16 protein-coding genes are annotated in these 15,937 nt (G+C 52.0%); 13 read left to right on the top strand and 3 right to left on the bottom strand.

Features of this window, described 5'->3' with window-relative positions; genetic code table 11:
- The coding region (locus AB5Z20_RS03900; RefSeq protein WP_368156325.1) for a helix-turn-helix domain-containing protein at positions 1 to 973 on the bottom strand (973 nt) is incomplete at its 3' end.
- A gap of 498 nt (positions 974 to 1,471) precedes the next feature.
- On the opposite strand from AB5Z20_RS03900, the gene AB5Z20_RS03895 reads away from it, so the two are divergent.
- The 8 genes from AB5Z20_RS03895 (at position 1,472) to AB5Z20_RS03860 (ending at position 6,188) form a co-directional block, all read left to right on the top strand.
- A complete protein-coding gene (locus AB5Z20_RS03895; RefSeq protein WP_368156324.1) occupies positions 1,472 to 1,717 on the top strand; it encodes a transposase in 246 nt (81 codons plus the stop codon).
- Between the two features lie 161 nt (positions 1,718 to 1,878).
- Positions 1,879 to 2,178, top strand: coding sequence for an IS3 family transposase (locus AB5Z20_RS03890; RefSeq protein WP_368156329.1), 300 nt, complete (start codon positions 1,879 to 1,881; stop codon positions 2,176 to 2,178).
- Positions 2,178 to 2,612 carry a transposase gene (locus AB5Z20_RS03885; RefSeq protein ID WP_368156323.1) on the top strand — a complete coding sequence of 145 codons (435 nt, stop codon included), beginning with the start codon at positions 2,178 to 2,180 and terminating at the stop codon, positions 2,610 to 2,612. Before AB5Z20_RS03890 ends, AB5Z20_RS03885 begins: the two co-directional genes overlap by 1 nt.
- A gap of 95 nt (positions 2,613 to 2,707) precedes the next feature.
- Positions 2,708 to 3,238 carry an N-acetylmuramoyl-L-alanine amidase gene (locus AB5Z20_RS03880; RefSeq protein ID WP_368156321.1) on the top strand — a complete coding sequence of 177 codons (531 nt, stop codon included), beginning with the start codon at positions 2,708 to 2,710 and terminating at the stop codon, positions 3,236 to 3,238.
- Between the two features lie 384 nt (positions 3,239 to 3,622).
- Complete coding sequence (locus AB5Z20_RS03875; protein WP_368156320.1) at positions 3,623 to 4,087, top strand: hypothetical protein; 465 nt, start codon at positions 3,623 to 3,625, stop codon at positions 4,085 to 4,087.
- A gap of 347 nt (positions 4,088 to 4,434) precedes the next feature.
- Positions 4,435 to 4,584 carry a hypothetical protein gene (locus AB5Z20_RS03870; RefSeq protein ID WP_368156327.1) on the top strand — a complete coding sequence of 50 codons (150 nt, stop codon included), beginning with the start codon at positions 4,435 to 4,437 and terminating at the stop codon, positions 4,582 to 4,584.
- A gap of 47 nt (positions 4,585 to 4,631) precedes the next feature.
- Positions 4,632 to 5,126: a C40 family peptidase gene (locus tag AB5Z20_RS03865; protein ID WP_368156319.1), complete on the top strand. Its 495-nt coding sequence runs from the start codon at positions 4,632 to 4,634 to the stop codon at positions 5,124 to 5,126.
- A gap of 132 nt (positions 5,127 to 5,258) precedes the next feature.
- Positions 5,259 to 6,188, top strand: a complete 930-nt coding sequence (locus AB5Z20_RS03860) for a glycosyltransferase (RefSeq protein ID WP_368156318.1) — start codon at positions 5,259 to 5,261, stop codon at positions 6,186 to 6,188.
- 38 nt (positions 6,189 to 6,226) lie between these two features.
- Here AB5Z20_RS03860 and AB5Z20_RS03855 read toward each other — a convergent pair whose 3' ends face one another.
- Both AB5Z20_RS03855 and AB5Z20_RS03850 read right to left on the bottom strand, forming a co-directional pair.
- Positions 6,227 to 7,477: a lipopolysaccharide biosynthesis protein gene (locus AB5Z20_RS03855; RefSeq protein ID WP_368156317.1), complete on the bottom strand. Its 1,251-nt coding sequence runs from the start codon at positions 7,475 to 7,477 to the stop codon at positions 6,227 to 6,229.
- A complete protein-coding gene (locus AB5Z20_RS03850; protein WP_368156316.1) occupies positions 7,470 to 8,495 on the bottom strand; it encodes a glycosyltransferase family 8 protein in 1,026 nt (341 codons plus the stop codon). Before AB5Z20_RS03850 ends, AB5Z20_RS03855 begins: the two co-directional genes overlap by 8 nt.
- 219 nt (positions 8,496 to 8,714) lie before the next feature.
- On the opposite strand from AB5Z20_RS03850, the gene AB5Z20_RS03845 reads away from it, so the two are divergent.
- The 5 genes from AB5Z20_RS03845 to AB5Z20_RS03825 all read left to right on the top strand — a co-directional run bounded on the left by AB5Z20_RS03845 (position 8,715) and on the right by AB5Z20_RS03825 (position 15,931).
- Complete coding sequence (locus AB5Z20_RS03845) at positions 8,715 to 9,770, top strand: glycosyltransferase family 2 protein (RefSeq protein WP_368156315.1); 1,056 nt, start codon at positions 8,715 to 8,717, stop codon at positions 9,768 to 9,770.
- Between the two features lie 39 nt (positions 9,771 to 9,809).
- Positions 9,810 to 10,499: a glycosyltransferase family 2 protein gene (locus AB5Z20_RS03840; RefSeq protein ID WP_368156314.1), complete on the top strand. Its 690-nt coding sequence runs from the start codon at positions 9,810 to 9,812 to the stop codon at positions 10,497 to 10,499.
- A 7-nt stretch (positions 10,500 to 10,506) separates the two neighbouring features.
- Positions 10,507 to 10,830: a DUF2304 domain-containing protein gene (locus AB5Z20_RS03835; protein ID WP_368156312.1), complete on the top strand. Its 324-nt coding sequence runs from the start codon at positions 10,507 to 10,509 to the stop codon at positions 10,828 to 10,830.
- A 48-nt stretch (positions 10,831 to 10,878) separates the two neighbouring features.
- Positions 10,879 to 12,777, top strand: a complete 1,899-nt coding sequence (locus AB5Z20_RS03830) for a DUF2142 domain-containing protein (protein ID WP_368156311.1) — start codon at positions 10,879 to 10,881, stop codon at positions 12,775 to 12,777.
- Positions 12,778 to 12,922: 145 nt separating this feature from the next.
- Entirely contained in the window at positions 12,923 to 15,931 is a 3,009-nt protein-coding gene (locus AB5Z20_RS03825; protein ID WP_368156310.1) for a glycosyltransferase family 2 protein, read from the top strand.
- The last annotated feature ends 6 nt before the right edge of the window (positions 15,932 to 15,937 follow it).

Below are 15,937 nucleotides of genomic sequence, written 5' to 3'. Positions count from 1 at the left end.
TTCCCAAGGAGCTCAACTGGTCTTGCTTGGAGGGCCACAGCCCGGTTGGCGTGTTGGGGTGTCCCTTGTAATAGTAGGCGTACTCGTCTCCGTAGTAGGTCATGGTGAGCTTGGCGTAGTCTTCGAACGACTGCTCTAGGTTGACGTAGGTGCCCAAGAGAACCATGGGCTTTTTGCCTTCAGCTTCGGCGGCGGTGAAGTAGCCGTCGTTGAAGTTGTAGAGTGCCTTGAACGCCGCGACCGTTGCGTCGCCACGTTGCTGGAGCGCGGTGAGCATACTCGCCACGTTCTTCTTCTTTACCGCCGGATCGGTGGCAATGGCGTTGGCAAATGCGTTGCCGTCAGCGCTCTGGAACAGGTTCGCGCGCGTCATCCACCATTCAGTGTTCGGCTCGCATTTCAACACGGCGTACATGGAGTCCCAATGGGCGTGCCATCCGTAGTCCGAGCTTGCCTGTCCGTTCTTGTATGCGTACTCCTTGGCGGCCAGCCAACTCTGCTCAAGCTGGGCTTCCTTGGCGGCGGGATCCACACCTTCAGCGTTGAATGCCTCGTTCATGAAGTTGTAGGTAGCCGTTCCGTCAGAAAGAAGATAAATCTTGTAGTTGTCCTGGGGAATCTGGTTGGCGTAGATGATCGAATGGATGAGCGAACAGGTAATGTCATTGATGCCGAACTCGAAGCCGTAGATGTCGGCCAGCTCCACGGTCATGAGGAAGAGTTCGTTGTGGTCGGCAGCGGGGTCGAACGGGATCAGGGCCTCCGGCATGACTTCCAGCGCCGCCGCCAGGCTCCGGACCTGCTCGGGCTTCGGCATGCGCCTTGCGAGCTCGTAGTTGCGCACGGTGGACTCGTCGATGCCCGCCACCTGCGCGACCTCTCTTTGGGTGAGTCCCCGCAGCGACCTCAGCTGCCTCAGCTTCTCGGCGAGGCGATATTCCTCGCGCCCCCTCGGGAGGAGCGGGTTTCTCATCTCCATCGAATCCCCGCTTCGGATGTCCGATAAAACGCCAGAATTGCGCGAACCTACTAATACATTTTTAGTTTACATCAACAGTGCGTTAGCGTCTTGCTATACAGTGCGTAAATGTGCTACTAAAGGACGGGAGGTTAACGGCGGTGGAGATGATAAACGCGAACGAGGGCACCGACCTGATGGGGGGGGGTTCTTGAAGGCGGCGGCCTATAAGATCATTAGGCAGCTCAACGCCGAGTTCAAGGAAGGCGGTTGCAGGACGATCCATGGCAGGGTGAGCCGAGAGTATTTCGAGAGGGCGACTTCGGAATGCTCGACCGAGCCGAGAAGAGGCAGATAGCATGTCGGTGGGCAAGTAGAAGAACGGGACGTATGAATCCGCCCCAGATTGGTTGACACTTGCAATTCCGTTTTCCGATAAGATTCCGGAAAGGATGAAAGGTGGAGATCATGGTCGGTACGCCCAAGTACAAACCGGAGTTCAAGCAGTAGGCTGTGGAGCTGTATATAAAATCCGACGCCACCTATGCGGAGGTAGCGCTCAGGCTAGGGGTCGACCCCGGCTCGCCTTCCAGCTGGGTGAAGCAGGCGGACCGGAGGGCCGAGGGCGATCCCAAATCGCAGAACCCGTTCCAGACGGCAGGGGACCTGCGCAGGCTAAGAAGGGAGAACGGGCGGCTTAAGCGCGAGAACGAGATCCTTTTGAAGGCCAGCGCCTTCTTCGCGAGTAAGACTCCGTGAAGAGAGCTAAGTTTGAGTTCATCGCGGTGCTCGGCTGCCGGTGCTCGGTGTCTGGAGCCGTGGTCGGCGCTGAAGGTCACAGGGCAGGGCTGCTACGCGCACCGCAGGTCGGCCGCCTCCGAGCATGCGCGTCGTGACATGACGCGGAGCTCGCGGCGAAGATACTTGAAGTTTACGAGGCCGGCCGTTGCATCTGCGGCTCGCCGAAGGTCTTCCAGGTCCTGAAGCGCGACAGCGAGTGCGTCTCGCGAAAGCGCGTGGCCAGGATAATGCGGGGGAACGGCTGGCGCGGCGTGACCAGGCGCTGCACGAAGGATCCCGAGAAGGAAAAGCGCGCCTCCGAGGGCGAATCGGCCCCCGACCCGGTGAAGCGCGATTTCAGTGCAGACGGCCCGGACAGGGCGCGGTTCGTCGACATCACGTCAGGACCCATCAGGGCCGGCTGTACCTGGCGGTTGTGATGGACGTGCGGTCGCGCAAGGTCGTGGGTCGGCCCATGGCCCCCGGGATGGCCGCGGAACCGGCCGACGACGCGCTCAAGATGGCGATAGCGCACAGGGGCCCGGAGAGGGGCCGCCTCCATCATTCGGACCACGGGAGCCGATATGTGTCGCCGCTCATCGGCAAGACCATGGGGGAGGGCGGCATCATGCCGTTCGTGGGGTCGGTTTCGAGCCCGTGGGACAACGCTGTGACGGAATCCCGGATGGGGACCATGAAGGCGGAATGCGTGCACGCGCGCACCTTCTCAGGCAGAGAGGAGGTCGCGCTCGAGATATTCGAGTACCTAGAGTGCTTCTACGACAGGATCAGAATTCACTCCGCGCTTGGCCGGCTCAGCCCCGAGGAGTTCGAGAAAAAGCAGATGGAAGAGAGCCGCTCGAAGGCGGCTTAGTACCTGTCAACGAAATCGGGGCAGATTCTAGCAGTAGCGAGCTTTCGTACTTTACGAACTTCTTTCCGTCCAATCTGCATCGAACGTGGATTGGCGTGAATCATTACAGCGCATCTGGTTATGGTAACGATTGGAATGCAATCGTTTTGCATATCTCCGTCTGCAGGACTTTGCAGCAGATTGACAACACGTTCTTGGGGACACGACAAGTTTCGGCGCACTTTGGTGTTGGAGATGGTCAGATCCACTGGTATATTGTGCTCAATCATGCTGCGTGGGCGGTCGGTCACTGGGAATGGAATATGCATACGGTGTCCATCGAACATGTGGGGATGAATTCGGCCAGCACGTCTACTATGGATATGAGCGTCCAGCTCATGACTGCCCTTGCGCGTCAGAAGGGGTGGAAACAGTTTGTGGTGGGCGGCAACGTTGGCATTCATAGGTGGTACTGTGCCACAGCCTACCCGGGAGACCTTAATGTTCGCTATATTGTTTCGAAGGCGAATGAGTATCTGGGAAATGGTTTTACGTACTACGAGGTTCCTTCGGGATGGGCGAGGCCGACCTCTCAACATGCTCCCCGCAGGGCGTTGCGGCTTCTTTGGCGCAGGCTCTGTCACTAATCTCAAACGAATAGCATTTCAGGAAAGGGCCTCCGCGTTACGGAGGTCTTTTCCTGTGCTGTGACCTAAAATGTGATGGTATTATTGTGTTGATTTAGATACTTTTATTTTTGGGTGATATTGGTGAGGCCTGTAACTTCTATCGGAAAGGTCGTCCTGGGTGCATGCGTTGCCCTTGTTTTGGCTATGCCGTTGTATGTCTGCTTGCCAGCATATGCTGAAGATTCCGGTGCTTCGTCGGTTGATGCTATCGATGGAGCCTTCGATACTGCTGAGGAGTTGCCTGGGGTATCTGACGAGGACTTGGAAAAGGTCATCTTCCTTTCTGCACAGGCACATATGGCTGGAGTTGGCTGGATTGATCCCGTGATTTAGGTGATTTGCATGAACACGACAGAAGCAGCAGAAAAATGGAATACCACTCGCGACGTTGTTGCACGATGGTGCAAAGACGGCAAGGTTCCTGGCGCAGAAAAACCCAAATTTAGATGGGTAATTCCAGATGATGCTAGCCGTCCAATTGACAAGAAACTTCAAAGGGAGTTCGTCTGGCAGATCCTCCAAACAAAGAACGATAGCGTATTTCGCCTTGATTTTACCGAATGGGGCATTGATCGAAAGTTGATTGCCAGATACTTCGCCTGTATGACGCCTCTTCTCTTTGAGGTCGATGAAAGCGAAAATCCTGAGAACATTCGTGTTACCAAGCACGGATTTGCACTGATTGGACGAGATGGCGTGGGTCAAGCTACGACCTGTCCGAATGTTATTGCGGTAACGGCAGAGACGGCAGGCACATTTCTCGGCTCCTTTTCAGGGGCGGCAACCAAGCAGTGCTACGGAATTTAAGGAAAAAGTACGGGGCGTTAAATCTCTGATAAATACAACGTATGGAAGGCTGAGTGCGAGGATCGTTGGCATACTGAGTGCGAGGATCGTTGGCATACTGAGTGCGAGAATCGTTGGCATACGCTGAAAACCAACGAAGAGGAGCTTAATTGCATCTTCGCTGAAATCTATGATACGCAAGCGGCGGAACGAACTCGCTCAGCGGCGATATTGAAAGTGCGAAACGGGTGTTACGTGGAGCGCGCAATACTCATCAGCCCAGCCATCCGAAGTTTTGAGCGTGAATGCGTCAGCACACGTCGTAGCCGCTAGCTATATTACCTGTGAGTTCAATCTTGATTGCCTGCATGGAGTACGGCTGGCTGGGTTGGACGTCTAATGGAGCCACCGCTGGCACAACAAGTTGCGGCCTGCGAGTTGAGGGCGTTCAGGTAATTGTGTGTGGCAAGGGGGCGGGTGCTCCTGGCAGCACGATAAACTCTGTGTTCACCAGTTAGCAGAGTCCGCTCTACATCGGCTCCAGAACCCGTGGCCGTACTACCAAGTGTCTAACAAGTCGATGAGCATTCCGCACTTGGGGCAGGGTATCTTCGGCTACCGTACCGAGTCTAAGATCCCCTACAACGCTACGCGCAACCAGTGTGTGAACGCCATAGTCACAACCGCCATGAGTTACGTGGGCAATACGCCATACGTGCGGGATTACTCGTGTGCCCCTGGCGTGGGCGTGGATTGTTCGGGTCTGGTCATGCAGGCCTTGTGCGCAATGGGTATGGACTTGAGCCCCATGAACCCGTGGGACCACTACTACACGCCGGGCCACGACCACTATGCGAACGACATTCGCAACAACGACCGGTTCACTCATGTGTCGTTTGAGTCAAGGCGGCCGGGCGACCTCATTATGACGAACGGGCACGTGTCCATCTACATTGGTGGAGATCGAATCATTGAGGCGAATTCTCCGGCGGTTGGCGTACGCGTTGCGAGCGTGTACGCGTCAACGCCCATCCTGGCGGTCGTGAGGCCGTTTCAGTAGGCCCTAATCCGCTTCTCGTAGATATGGAATGTCGCGGCGGATAGTTTCTCGGTAGATTTGGTCTGCCGTACACTTTTATGTATATTCAAGTAGCACAATGGTTTTCGGCAAGCTTATAGAATTGGAGATGGCGTGACCACGCAAAAGGTGCATCGTGTATCCGTCGCGATGTCGGTGTATAACCCGAGAGCTGAGTATTTTCGTGAGCAAGTAGACAGTATTCTTGGGCAGACGAGCGAGCCCGTTCTCGTCATGAGGAATGATGGGTCTCCGAACCTTGAAACGGTGGCGCTTTGCGACGAATATACAGACCGCGATAATGTCGTCGTGATCGATGGTGTGAATCTTGGTTTTGCAGCTGGTTTCCTCGCTGCACTGCGAGCATGTCCAGATACCGATTATTATGCGTTTAGTGACCAGGACGACTTCTGGCTCCCCGAAAAGCTATCGCGTGCGGTTGAAGAGCTCGACAAGGCGGGGGCTTTCGCAGATTCCGTGCCTGTGATGTATCACAGTGACTTCGTGTTCTGCGATCAGAATCTGAATGAGGTCGAAGACACTCCAAATCGCAGGCTGTCTTCCAGCTTGGAAAATGCTGTTGCTGAAGCCGCTATACCCGGGATGGTAATGGTTTTCAATCGCGCCATGAGGGAGCGATTGCTGTCTGTCGATCCCGATGGTATTGCGGGACATGATTGGTTATGCGCTCTCATCTCAAATGGGTATGGGAAGACTATTTCGGATCCGAGGGTGTCCCTTAAATATCGGAGACACTCAGAGAATGTATCGGCTGGGAATATGGGAGCATTTCAGAGGCTCAGTTTCAGGATTAGGACGTTCTTGTTTGGGGAAACTGTCGGAAAAGTGCGTGTGATGATCAAGAGGGTTGCCACCGCATGTTCTGGGGAATTCAGCGCTCACAACCGTGAGTTAATTGACCTCTACAGTCGGCCCATTACCGTTCTCACCCAGTTGAGGAAGGCTTTCTGGCCTGTTCGCTATCGAGAAACCGTCGGTGATGAGCTGGCTTTTAGGTTACTGGTTCTTTTGGGTAGGATGTAGGAACGCCCTGGGATCACAATCGATCCCGGGGCGCTATATTAAGCAGTGCTGGGTTTGAAGCTTTTGAAAAGCAGCACCAAGCTGCCGGCCGAAAAGGCAAGAAGAGCGGCGATATAGGAGAACGTCGCCCCGTTCATTCCAAATAACGAGATAAGTAAGGGGCTCAGTATGCAGGAGAGGATGAAGCTGCTAAGGCTGAGAAGTAGCTGCCCTTTGAGTTGCCTGATAACGGTGAGCGCTGCCGAGAGAAACCATGAAAGCGCAACGAGGATGCTGCATACGATGAGTGGGTTGAGCAAATAGAGATGCGGGAGGATCGAGTCTCCAAATAGCAGGCGCATAACCGGTTTTCCAAGAAGGCCAAATCCGGCAAACGCGCAGACAGCAATAATAGCGATCGCTATGCTCACCTTCTTGATAATGTCGTAGAAGCGTTTGGAGTTCTTATCAAGATAGCATTGGGCGAGCGGGGCAGTAAGGGGAACAAATAGATAGTTTGCAGATACCTGCACAAGAGTTACTGGCATAGCTACGGACGTGTATATGCCGAGCTTCTCGCTTCCAAGCATGAATTCAAGTGCGTATCTGGGTACTTGCCCCATGGTGTTAAAGAAGAGGCCATAGGCCGCGATGGGAAGACAGGCAATAAGCAGACCTAGCACCCTTCCCAGATCCTCTTTTACATCACTGCTCGTTTTCTTCTGGTTTGAGAACGGTCGTGCGGTGGCTCGCTCGTAGATGCAGACAATAGCGGTAGAGCCAATGCTGAGTCCGCAAATTGCAAACAGGAGGTCATTGGTTGCCAAGAGGATTCCGCAGTATAGCGCGAGGTCCACAAGGGATTTAAGAATGTAAGCTTTCCCGATGTAGTCCATTCTGTTCGCACGTTGAAGTATCCCCTGATAAACGTCAGAGACGGCCTCGGAAATCTTGAACACCATGTAGGCGATGATGCACAGGGATGTGTAACCGTCGTAAGGGTTAATTCCGGTAAACACAATGCATGCTAAAAGCGAGATTCCCGACGTGATGGCTCTCGAAAGAATGTACTGGTTATCAGAGTAGTCTCCCTTCAGGTCGGAGACCTGATAATTGCGCATCGTATAGGTGGCAATCGCGTTTAGGGAGTTGCCAATGGACATTGCAAGTGAAAAGGTTCCTGCCGGTCCATAGCCAAGGACTCGAACAACGATGTAGCTAAGGGCCCATTGTGCGATGAGGTAGACAAAGTTGCCGATTGAGTTCCATGCAATGTTTTCGCCGATGCTAAGTTCTTTGGCTCTATTCACCCTTTTTGCACTTCCTGTCCTGTTCGTTCATCCACATCGTGAGGACGACGCGATGGATAACCCAGTAGATGGACATGGGAAGGTGCTCGTAGGCAAAGCGCTGGGCCCGGAAAACGAAGGTTCGGCGGACGGTCAGCTTGTCGGCGTCTGTCCAAGGGGTGAGGGCCAGATACTTATCAAAAAGCGCGTTTTGGGGATGGATGCTGTTGTGTTCCCACGGGCGACCGGTCTGAGCGCTCATGCAGTGATTGATGAGCGGGCCCCCGTTATCAAGAATGGAGGTAACGGTTTCTTTGGGGAAATATAGCTTGTCGTCAAGATGATAGATCTTGTAAACATAGTCGACTCCGTAGATGTAGAAGCAGCTATTGAAGTTGTACGTTGGACTGATGTACTCGATCTTATCGCGGAAGAGGACGTTTACGATGTCCTGGTCTACGACAAAGTACTTGTTTCTCACATGGGTCAGGTGGTCGATAATCTTTTCGGTGCAGCCATAGGCGTTCCAGTTTGGTTGGCTGATGAGCATGACTCCGCAGTTGAAGTAGTAATCCTCACGAGGGATATCAATACAGCGTTTGTATTCGGTGAGAACGCAGTCCCATGTGGCGGCGCAGATAGAATCGCCAAGGTCCATCTCGATTAGTTCGTCAAGAGGGCCGTTGATGATGGTGTCGCCATCAATTTGGAGGACTCGGTCGGTGGGAAGATCGAGCGTGGAGGCTGCGAATAGCTTGTAGTACGTGGTGTAGGTTCCACGCCAAGGTTCGACTTTCAGTTGGATGAGCATATTCCTAATGCTCGTAGGGTCAACGGGAATAAGATTGCGTCCATACTTCTCCGCAATGCCCCTAATTCTTGCAAGGTTCTCTTTAGAGATGCCGTCATCAAGGAGGTAGACGTTTATCTGATCAAGGTGGGCGTTATTCATGCAGAGTGATTCTATTGAGACGCCCGTAACCATCGCGTAGTTGTTGTCGGATTGATACAAGACGTTTAGAATCTTGGGCTGCGCCATGAGACCTCCATTGCACCTTACGTTTGGACGAACTGCTTTTTAATTCGATAATGATACCGTTTGTCTTGCCAAGGAGGGCTTTGTTCATGTTAAGCGCATGATGTCCTGCTCGGTCTGAGGTGCTCTTGTGGTTGATGTTTAATGGGGATGGCCACCCTGCGGTAAACTAGGCTAGTTGAACCTGAGGCCCTTTGAAGATGCGATTAGAAGGATGTTGCTTTGATAACAGCCGATTCGTCAATTAAGCTGAGTGTGATTGTTCCTTGTTACAAGGTGGAGAAGTACCTCCCGGCATGTCTCGACTCCCTTATTAACCAGACGCTAGATGATATTGAAATCATCTGTATCAACGACGGTTCGCCGGACGGCTGCATCGATATCCTCCGTTCCTATGAGGCTGCAAATCCTGGAAAAGTTGTCGTTATTGATAAGAAGAACGAGGGCGTGTGGCGCGGTCGTTTTGATGGTATTCGAATTGCCAGGGGTGAGTACATCGGATTCGTAGACAGTGACGACACGGTTGCTCCTAATTTCGCTGAGATTCTTTATCGTTCAGCGAAGGAGAACGATGCCGATATTTCAGTGTGTGGCTTTAAGCGGATTGATCTCGACACCAATAAGGTTCTGTCGGTTGAGATGTGCAGTCCCCGCGAGGACTTCGTTATTAGCGAGGAACCGGGTCGACTCATTGAGCTTAACGGAGCTCCTTGGAATAAGGCGTTCCGGTCAAGCATTCTCAAGTCCATGAACGACCTTGAGGAGCCGCCGACTGTATTAGATGACTTGGCTTTCCACTTGCTCGTATATCTCGAGGCTCGCGGCAAGGTCGTTTTCTCCGATGTGCCGCTGATCAACTATATGGTGCGCGCAGATTCGATTATTAACACTGTTCGCAAAGAACAGGTAGATTCGATTTATCGCACTTTTGACTTCATACGTTCCTTGTACCTTGAACGCGGCGTTTCAGAGGACATGCTTAAGGCCTTAGACGGTATGGCGTTCCTTCATCTGGGTGTCTCTCTGCTGTTTAGGTTGTTCAACGATCCGACCTGCGATGTTTCTGCCTACATTTCGAGGTGCACTTCATTCTTGGATGACAAGTTCTCGACGTGGCGCAATTCGAACTGCATGTCTCTTTCGTATGCCCTTAAGCAAAAAGGCCCGTTCATCAAGCTTTGGATTGCACGCCTGTTCTATAAAGCGCACCTCATGAGGCCGTTTTTGTCTGCCTATCGCTTTGCGATTACCAAACTGAGGATCGACATCAAGTGGTAGTACGCAATTTCTCGCCACTGTCTGAAAGGCATTTGTCTCATGTCCAATAAGCGCCTTTTGGTGATTATTCCAGCCTACAATGAGGAAGAATCCATTTCTTCAACCGTTGACGAACTGACTTCGACGCTGCCTGGTGTCGATTACGTTGTAGTAAACGATGGTTCAAAGGACGGTACAGAGCGTATCTGCCTCGAGCATGGTTATAACTACGTGTCGTTGCCGGTTAATTCCGGCCTCACAGTCGGTTTCCAAACTGGCATGAAGTACGCACTTCGTAACGGCTATGATTACGCCCTTCAGTTTGATGCGGACGGCCAGCACAGGCCTGAGTATATTTCCAAGATGCTTGATCTCGCGGTTGCTGAAGACGTCGACATCGTTATTGGCTCACGCTTTGTAAACAAGTGCAAAGAGGTTTCTGCACGCATGCTCGGCTCGCGCATCATTACGGTTGCGATTAAGCTCACTACCGGCAAGCGAGTCGCAGATCCGACTTCTGGCATGCGCATGTTTAATAGGAAGATGATTGAGCGTTTTGCAAACGATGACTCCTTGAATCCGGAACCTGAGTCTATTTCTTACCTTATGAAGAAGGGCGCGAAGGTTCGTGAGGTCCAGGTTGAAATGCGCGAGAGGCAGGCGGGGGAGAGCTACTTGAATATTCCCAAATCGATTGCCTATATGGCGCGTGCTTGCATTTCCATACTCTTCGTTCAGTGGTTTAGGTGATTGAACAATGTCTATTGTGCTTAGGGCCGTCCTCCTGCTCGGGGCGCTTTTGGTTTTGTATTTTGTCATCAAGAAACTGAGGAAGGCGCAGATCGAGGTACTGGACTCCGTGTTCTGGCTTTTCTTTGTCTTTAGCTTTGTTGTGCTGGCCGCTTTTCCCCAGGTAGCCTTTTGGCTATCTTCTCTTCTGGGATTTGAGAGTCCGGCGAACTTCGTGTTCCTCTACGTGATCGTTTTGCTCCTGTATCGTGAGTTCAGCAATACGGTGAGCATCTCGAAGCTGCGTCGGAGGATTAATCAGCTTGTTGAGGAACAGGCGCTTCGAGGTTGATGTGATGGTCTGTTCCGTAGGAAGTAATTGAGAGTAGAGGTCACAACAGTGTCTATCCCTCGCGTTATTGCCGGTTTACTTTTTCTATTCATATTTGTGTCATTGCTCTATTCTTACTTTGGTTCAATTCCAGACCGATCCCAGCATCAAAAACATATTTATTCGGTTTGGCATAAAGCGAAGCCGCTTCTCTTTTTCTCAACGCTGTTCGCTATCGCAATGGAGGCTCTGACCTTGTGGGGCATGCGTTCTTCCAATCCACTTGTTATTGAGGACTGGAGTCGAAGGCGTGTGGCGATTTTTTTTGTGTTCGGGATTGTTGTTGCGATAGTTGTGCGCTTGGCTTTTGTTCGTCTCGTTCCGGTCCTAAGAAATCAGCTGTCTAAATCAGACAATCGTCGCGATCGAGTACGCGTTGTGATTCTCCTGGCTGCAAGCTTCTTGATGTTGCTTGGACTGGGAATTCTCTACGTTGTTGTGGGGCACGCGTCTTCCCTAATCTATCTTTCGGCGTGCGTTGTCGTTGTTGTTGTGTTCGTGGTGATGTTACTTCAATGGCGCTCCTTTACGCCTCTTGCTGGATTCCTTCTTATTTCATTTGCTATCGGCTCTTTTTTTGTTTTTTGCATTCCCCCATCCACGGGCTTTTCTTGGGATGACGGCATTCATTTTGATCGAAGCTTGGGTATTTCTTACTTTGGCAGTGCGGAATCGTCTCCTGCTGAAGTGGAAATGGCGGTCATGCCGTGGAACAATACGACCGGTGAAATGAACTACTCCCTCCTCTATGAGTCTCTTCCTAGACTTGATGAGCAATATTCTGACGCTGCCGATCTTGGTCAGATCGAAGAGGTGCACGGGTGGATTTCCCCTGTTTTCCATGCGGACCTCATTTCAATCTCAATGGTCGGTAACATTCCGAATGCGCTTGGCATCTGGATGGGTCGGCTGCTTCATCTTTCTTTGAGCGGCCTTGTGTTGGCGGGTAGATTGTTTAACCTGCTTACGTATATTGCTATTACGGGAACCGCGATTGCCATCGCCCCCTCGAAGAAATGGTGCTTTTCTAGTATTGGCCTTTTGCCCACCAACCTATTCTTGGCGGCAAGCTTTTCCTATGATCCATGGGTCATCTCATGTCTCATACTGTTCACATCACTTGCTTCCCGGTTGATTTCTTCTAATGTTCGGATTTCATTCAGTCGCTTGCTTCCTTGTCTGGTCGTCTTGGCTCTGGGCCTTGCATCGAAGGCCATTTATTTTCTACTCGCTGGCATATTACTTCTGGTGCCGAAAGGGCGGCTTGGAAATGCAGGTCAAAAACGCCGGTACTATGCTGCCCTGCTTGTGTTTACCTTGGCGATGATATTGTCGTTTGTGTTGCCTCTGCTGTTTACGTCCAGCGGTAACGCAGGCGATGTAAGGGGCGGTTCAGACGTCAGCTCGATTGGACAGATTAAGTACTTTTTCACTGACCCTCTCGGCTTTTTGGCGACGATCGGCTTTTTTGTTATTGGCTATCTTTCGCCTTTGGAAGCAGGCGGATATGCGGTGTATACGGCGTATCTCGGTTTTATTGAAACGATCGTCCCTTTTCTTTCCCTCGTGCCCCTATCGTGTATTGTGGCTACCGCGTTGTTTGACCCCGATTCCGAGAGCGGACCCTCATTCAGTGTGTTTGCAAGGTGCTATCTAGTTTTTATATTTCTCGCCTCTGTTGTGCTTGTGGCTACTGCGCTGTACGTGTCGTTTACTCCTGTTGGTTTCTGGACAGTAAATGGTTGCTCGCCGAGATATATCTTGCCTCTGCTTGCGCCTCTCATGTTGGGTGTCGGATCGAGCCGTATTTCCGATACGCGCGTGCGTCTATTGCTGGCAAGGGGCGGTATGATGCTCACCGGCGCGACGGGTTTTGCCGTCTGTATGTTTGTGGTATTCCAGCTTTAGACACGAGTCTGTGTATTTGCTGGGCGAGGTGGCGCTATGTATGGATGACGGATGTGAGTATTTGGCCACGAGTATGCCGCCCGTCTTGCTTACAATAGTTTGACGCTCTCTGGACCTCAGGTTCATTTGGGATAAAGTCTATGTTTTGGAACTGTTTATTATTGGGCAGGTAAATATGTCGAAGATAGATACAGCAAAGACTCTGCTTGGGTTGGCAAAAAAGAATCCTGGTAGCTATGCGCGAGCAGCAAAGTACGCCGTTAAGTATGGTCTTGTTGGTCTGCGCGATCGTTTTCACGATGAGATTGTGATGGATGACGTTGCGCTTCCATCTGAGGGTCTTGAGCCGGGGAGCTCTACGGGGAGCGTTTGCTTCTCCATCGTGATGCCCGTCTATAACGTGGATATCAAATGGCTCGATTTGGCCATTCAATCGGTAGAGGCTCAAACGTACGATAACTGGGAGATTTGTATCGCTGACGATGCATCGACCGACCAGCGCGTGCGCGATTACTTGCAAAAGAAGGAATCCGAAAAGATCAAGGTTGTTTACCTGGAAGACAACCAAGGGATTTCGGGCGCAACAAATGCCGCCGCAGAGCTTGCCAAGGGCGATTTCATTGCCCTGATGGATAACGATGACATCATTCATCCGGCTGCATTGGCCGACTTGTTCGTTGCGGCCACCGTGGAGCATGCTGATCTTATCTACACCGACAATGATGTGGTGGACGAAGATGGCAATCGACTCGCCGTACTTCATAAGCCCGACTGGTCGCCTGACCTCATGCTTTCTCAGATGTACGTGGGGCATTTGGTTGCCTTCAGTCGTTCTCTGTTCGAGTCGGTGGGTGGCTTTCGTTCTGAGTTCGACGGCAGTCAGGATTACGACCTGTTCCTTCGCATGTCGGCTGCTGCTAAGCGCATCTCCCACGTTGCGAAGTCGTTGTATTCTTGGCGTGCCATCGCTTCCTCTACGGCATCGAACCCTGATGCCAAGCCGTATTCTCAGTTCGCGGGGCAGAAAGCAATCCAAAGCTATCTCGACAGCTTGTACGGTAAAGACGAGTGTCGAGTAGATGAGACTGACAACCTGTTCGTCTATGACGTGAGGTATCCGGTCGCTGCGGGCACGCTGGCCTCGATTGTGATCCCCACAAAAGACCATGCGGACGATCTGAAGGTTGCTATCGACAGCATCTTCGCAAAGACCGAGTATCCTAACTTTGAGATTATCGTGTTGGATAATAATTCGTCCGATGCTGAGACCTTTGCGTATTTTGATACAGTTGTTTCCGAGCACGAGAACGTCAGGGTTGTAACCTCCGCCTACCCTTTCAACTGGTCAAAGCTAAACAACCAGGGGATTTCTGAGGCGAAGGGCGACGTTCTCGTTTTCTTGAATAATGATGTTGAGGTACTCGAAGGTTCCTGGCTTACCCGACTTGTCGAAAACGCACTGCGACCTGAAATTGGAGTCGCTGGAGCCTTACTTACCTATCCCGATGGCACTATTCAGCATGCTGGCGTTGTGGTCGGAATGGGCGGCTGGGCCGATCATGTCTATAAGGCAATGCCTGCGGTGCACAACGGAAATCCGTTCATTTCTCCCATGGTGACAAGGAATGTTTCTGCTGTTACGGGCGCCTGCATGGCCATCTCCCGTTCCTGCTTGGAAGAGATTGGGCTGTTTGATGAGGATTTCATTGTGTGTGGTAGCGACGTTGAGCTGTGCCTCCGTGCAATGAAGTATGGTAAGCGCAATGTGTATCTTCCGGGCGTGAGGCTTACCCATTACGAGTCGAAGACGCGTGATGCCAAGGATATCCCTGCCATCGACTTTAAGCTTTCGGAGGCTATGTATCGGCCTTACGTTGCTGCTGGAGATCCGTATTACAACTCCAATTTGGACTACATGTCCTGTGTGCCAAGGGTGCTTTCGAACAAGGAGCGTCTGCAGAGAAGTGTCGGTGCACGCATGGAGGTGTCAGTCCCCGAGATTCGACCGCTTCATTTCGTTAAAGCTGAGTCGGAACGCAGGCGTCTCAATCTTCTCGTTCCGTCCGTTAATCCTGAGGATATCTTCGGCGGCATCGCCACCGCTCTTAAGTTCTACGAACGGTTGCTTGCTGAAACTGGCATGGATGGCAGGATTATTGTGCTCGATGCCGTAACGCGTGTCGGTTCTGTATCCGAGCGCTTCGACGGCTATGAGCTATATGAACTTGGCTCCGAGGGCGATGCACACTTCAGCATCGTGAACGCGTCTTCTCGTAATGCCGCTGATATTCCCGTTGCGCGAGGCGATTGGTTCATTGCTACGTCCTGGTGGTCGGCTTACTGCTATCAGTCTGAATACGGTGTCCATTTCTCGCGCGGCGACCTTGAGATGAATCCACTTATATACTTGATCCAAGATTATGAGCCTGGATTCTATGCTTGGTCTTCTAATTACCTTCTCGCGCGCTCTACATACACGAGCTCGACTCCCGTTGTTGCCGTGTTCAATTCCTCTGAGCTCAGGCAGTACTTCTTTGAGCGTGGTTTCCGCTTCGAGTCCGAGTTTTCTTTCGATCCGATGCTGAACGATAAGCTTAAGGAAAAGCTTGTCCAGCTTAATGGCAGGGCCGCGAAGCGTCGTCAGATTCTCGTATATGGTCGTCCTGGGACACCGCGCAATGCCTTCGAGCTCGTTGTCGAGTCCTTGAGGGAGTTCGTTGAGGCCTGTCCAGAAAGCTCTTTGTGGGAGTTCGTCTCTGCTGGTGAGCAGCATCCCCCTGTGCCGTTGGCCAACGGCAGGTATCTTGTTTCTGTGGGCAAGCAGTCTCTCGAAGGATATGCGAGCTTGTTGGCTGAGTCCTATGCGGGCATTTCTCTGATGGCCTCGCCCCATCCGAGCTATCCCCCGTTGGAAATGGCTTCTTTCGGCGTTAAGGTCATAACGAATACGTTTGTCGGGAAGGATCTCGCGAGTTTCGGTGATTCCGTCGTCTCTGTGAGCAATGTCACGCCGCATGGAATCGGCTGTGAGCTTGCCCGAATTTGCGAAGGATACTCCGCCGAAGTGTCGTGTGGCCGCGTGAACGCTCGCTATCTTTCCGATGAGGACTTGTTCCCATTTCTGACCGATATGGTTAAATCACTTGGCCTGTAGCCATGT

The sequence above is a fragment of the Collinsella aerofaciens genome (assembly GCF_040910245.1).
GTDB lineage: Bacteria > Actinomycetota > Coriobacteriia > Coriobacteriales > Coriobacteriaceae > Collinsella.
The sequence above is the reverse complement of the archived record's forward strand: the minus strand, read 5'-3'. Positions and strand labels throughout refer to the sequence as shown.

Coding starts and splice junctions, on each gene's coding strand:
- AB5Z20_RS03835 (WP_368156312.1), top strand. CDS start 10,507: ATGTCTATTGTGCTTAGGGCCGTCCTCCTGCTCGGGGCGCTTTTGGTT.
- AB5Z20_RS03870 (WP_368156327.1), top strand. CDS start 4,435: ATGGAGTACGGCTGGCTGGGTTGGACGTCTAATGGAGCCACCGCTGGC.
- AB5Z20_RS03875 (WP_368156320.1), top strand. CDS start 3,623: ATGAACACGACAGAAGCAGCAGAAAAATGGAATACCACTCGCGACGTT.
- AB5Z20_RS03840 (WP_368156314.1), top strand. CDS start 9,810: ATGTCCAATAAGCGCCTTTTGGTGATTATTCCAGCCTACAATGAGGAA.
- AB5Z20_RS03850 (WP_368156316.1), bottom strand. CDS start 8,495: ATGGCGCAGCCCAAGATTCTAAACGTCTTGTATCAATCCGACAACAAC.
- AB5Z20_RS03885 (WP_368156323.1), top strand. CDS start 2,178: ATGGACGTGCGGTCGCGCAAGGTCGTGGGTCGGCCCATGGCCCCCGGG.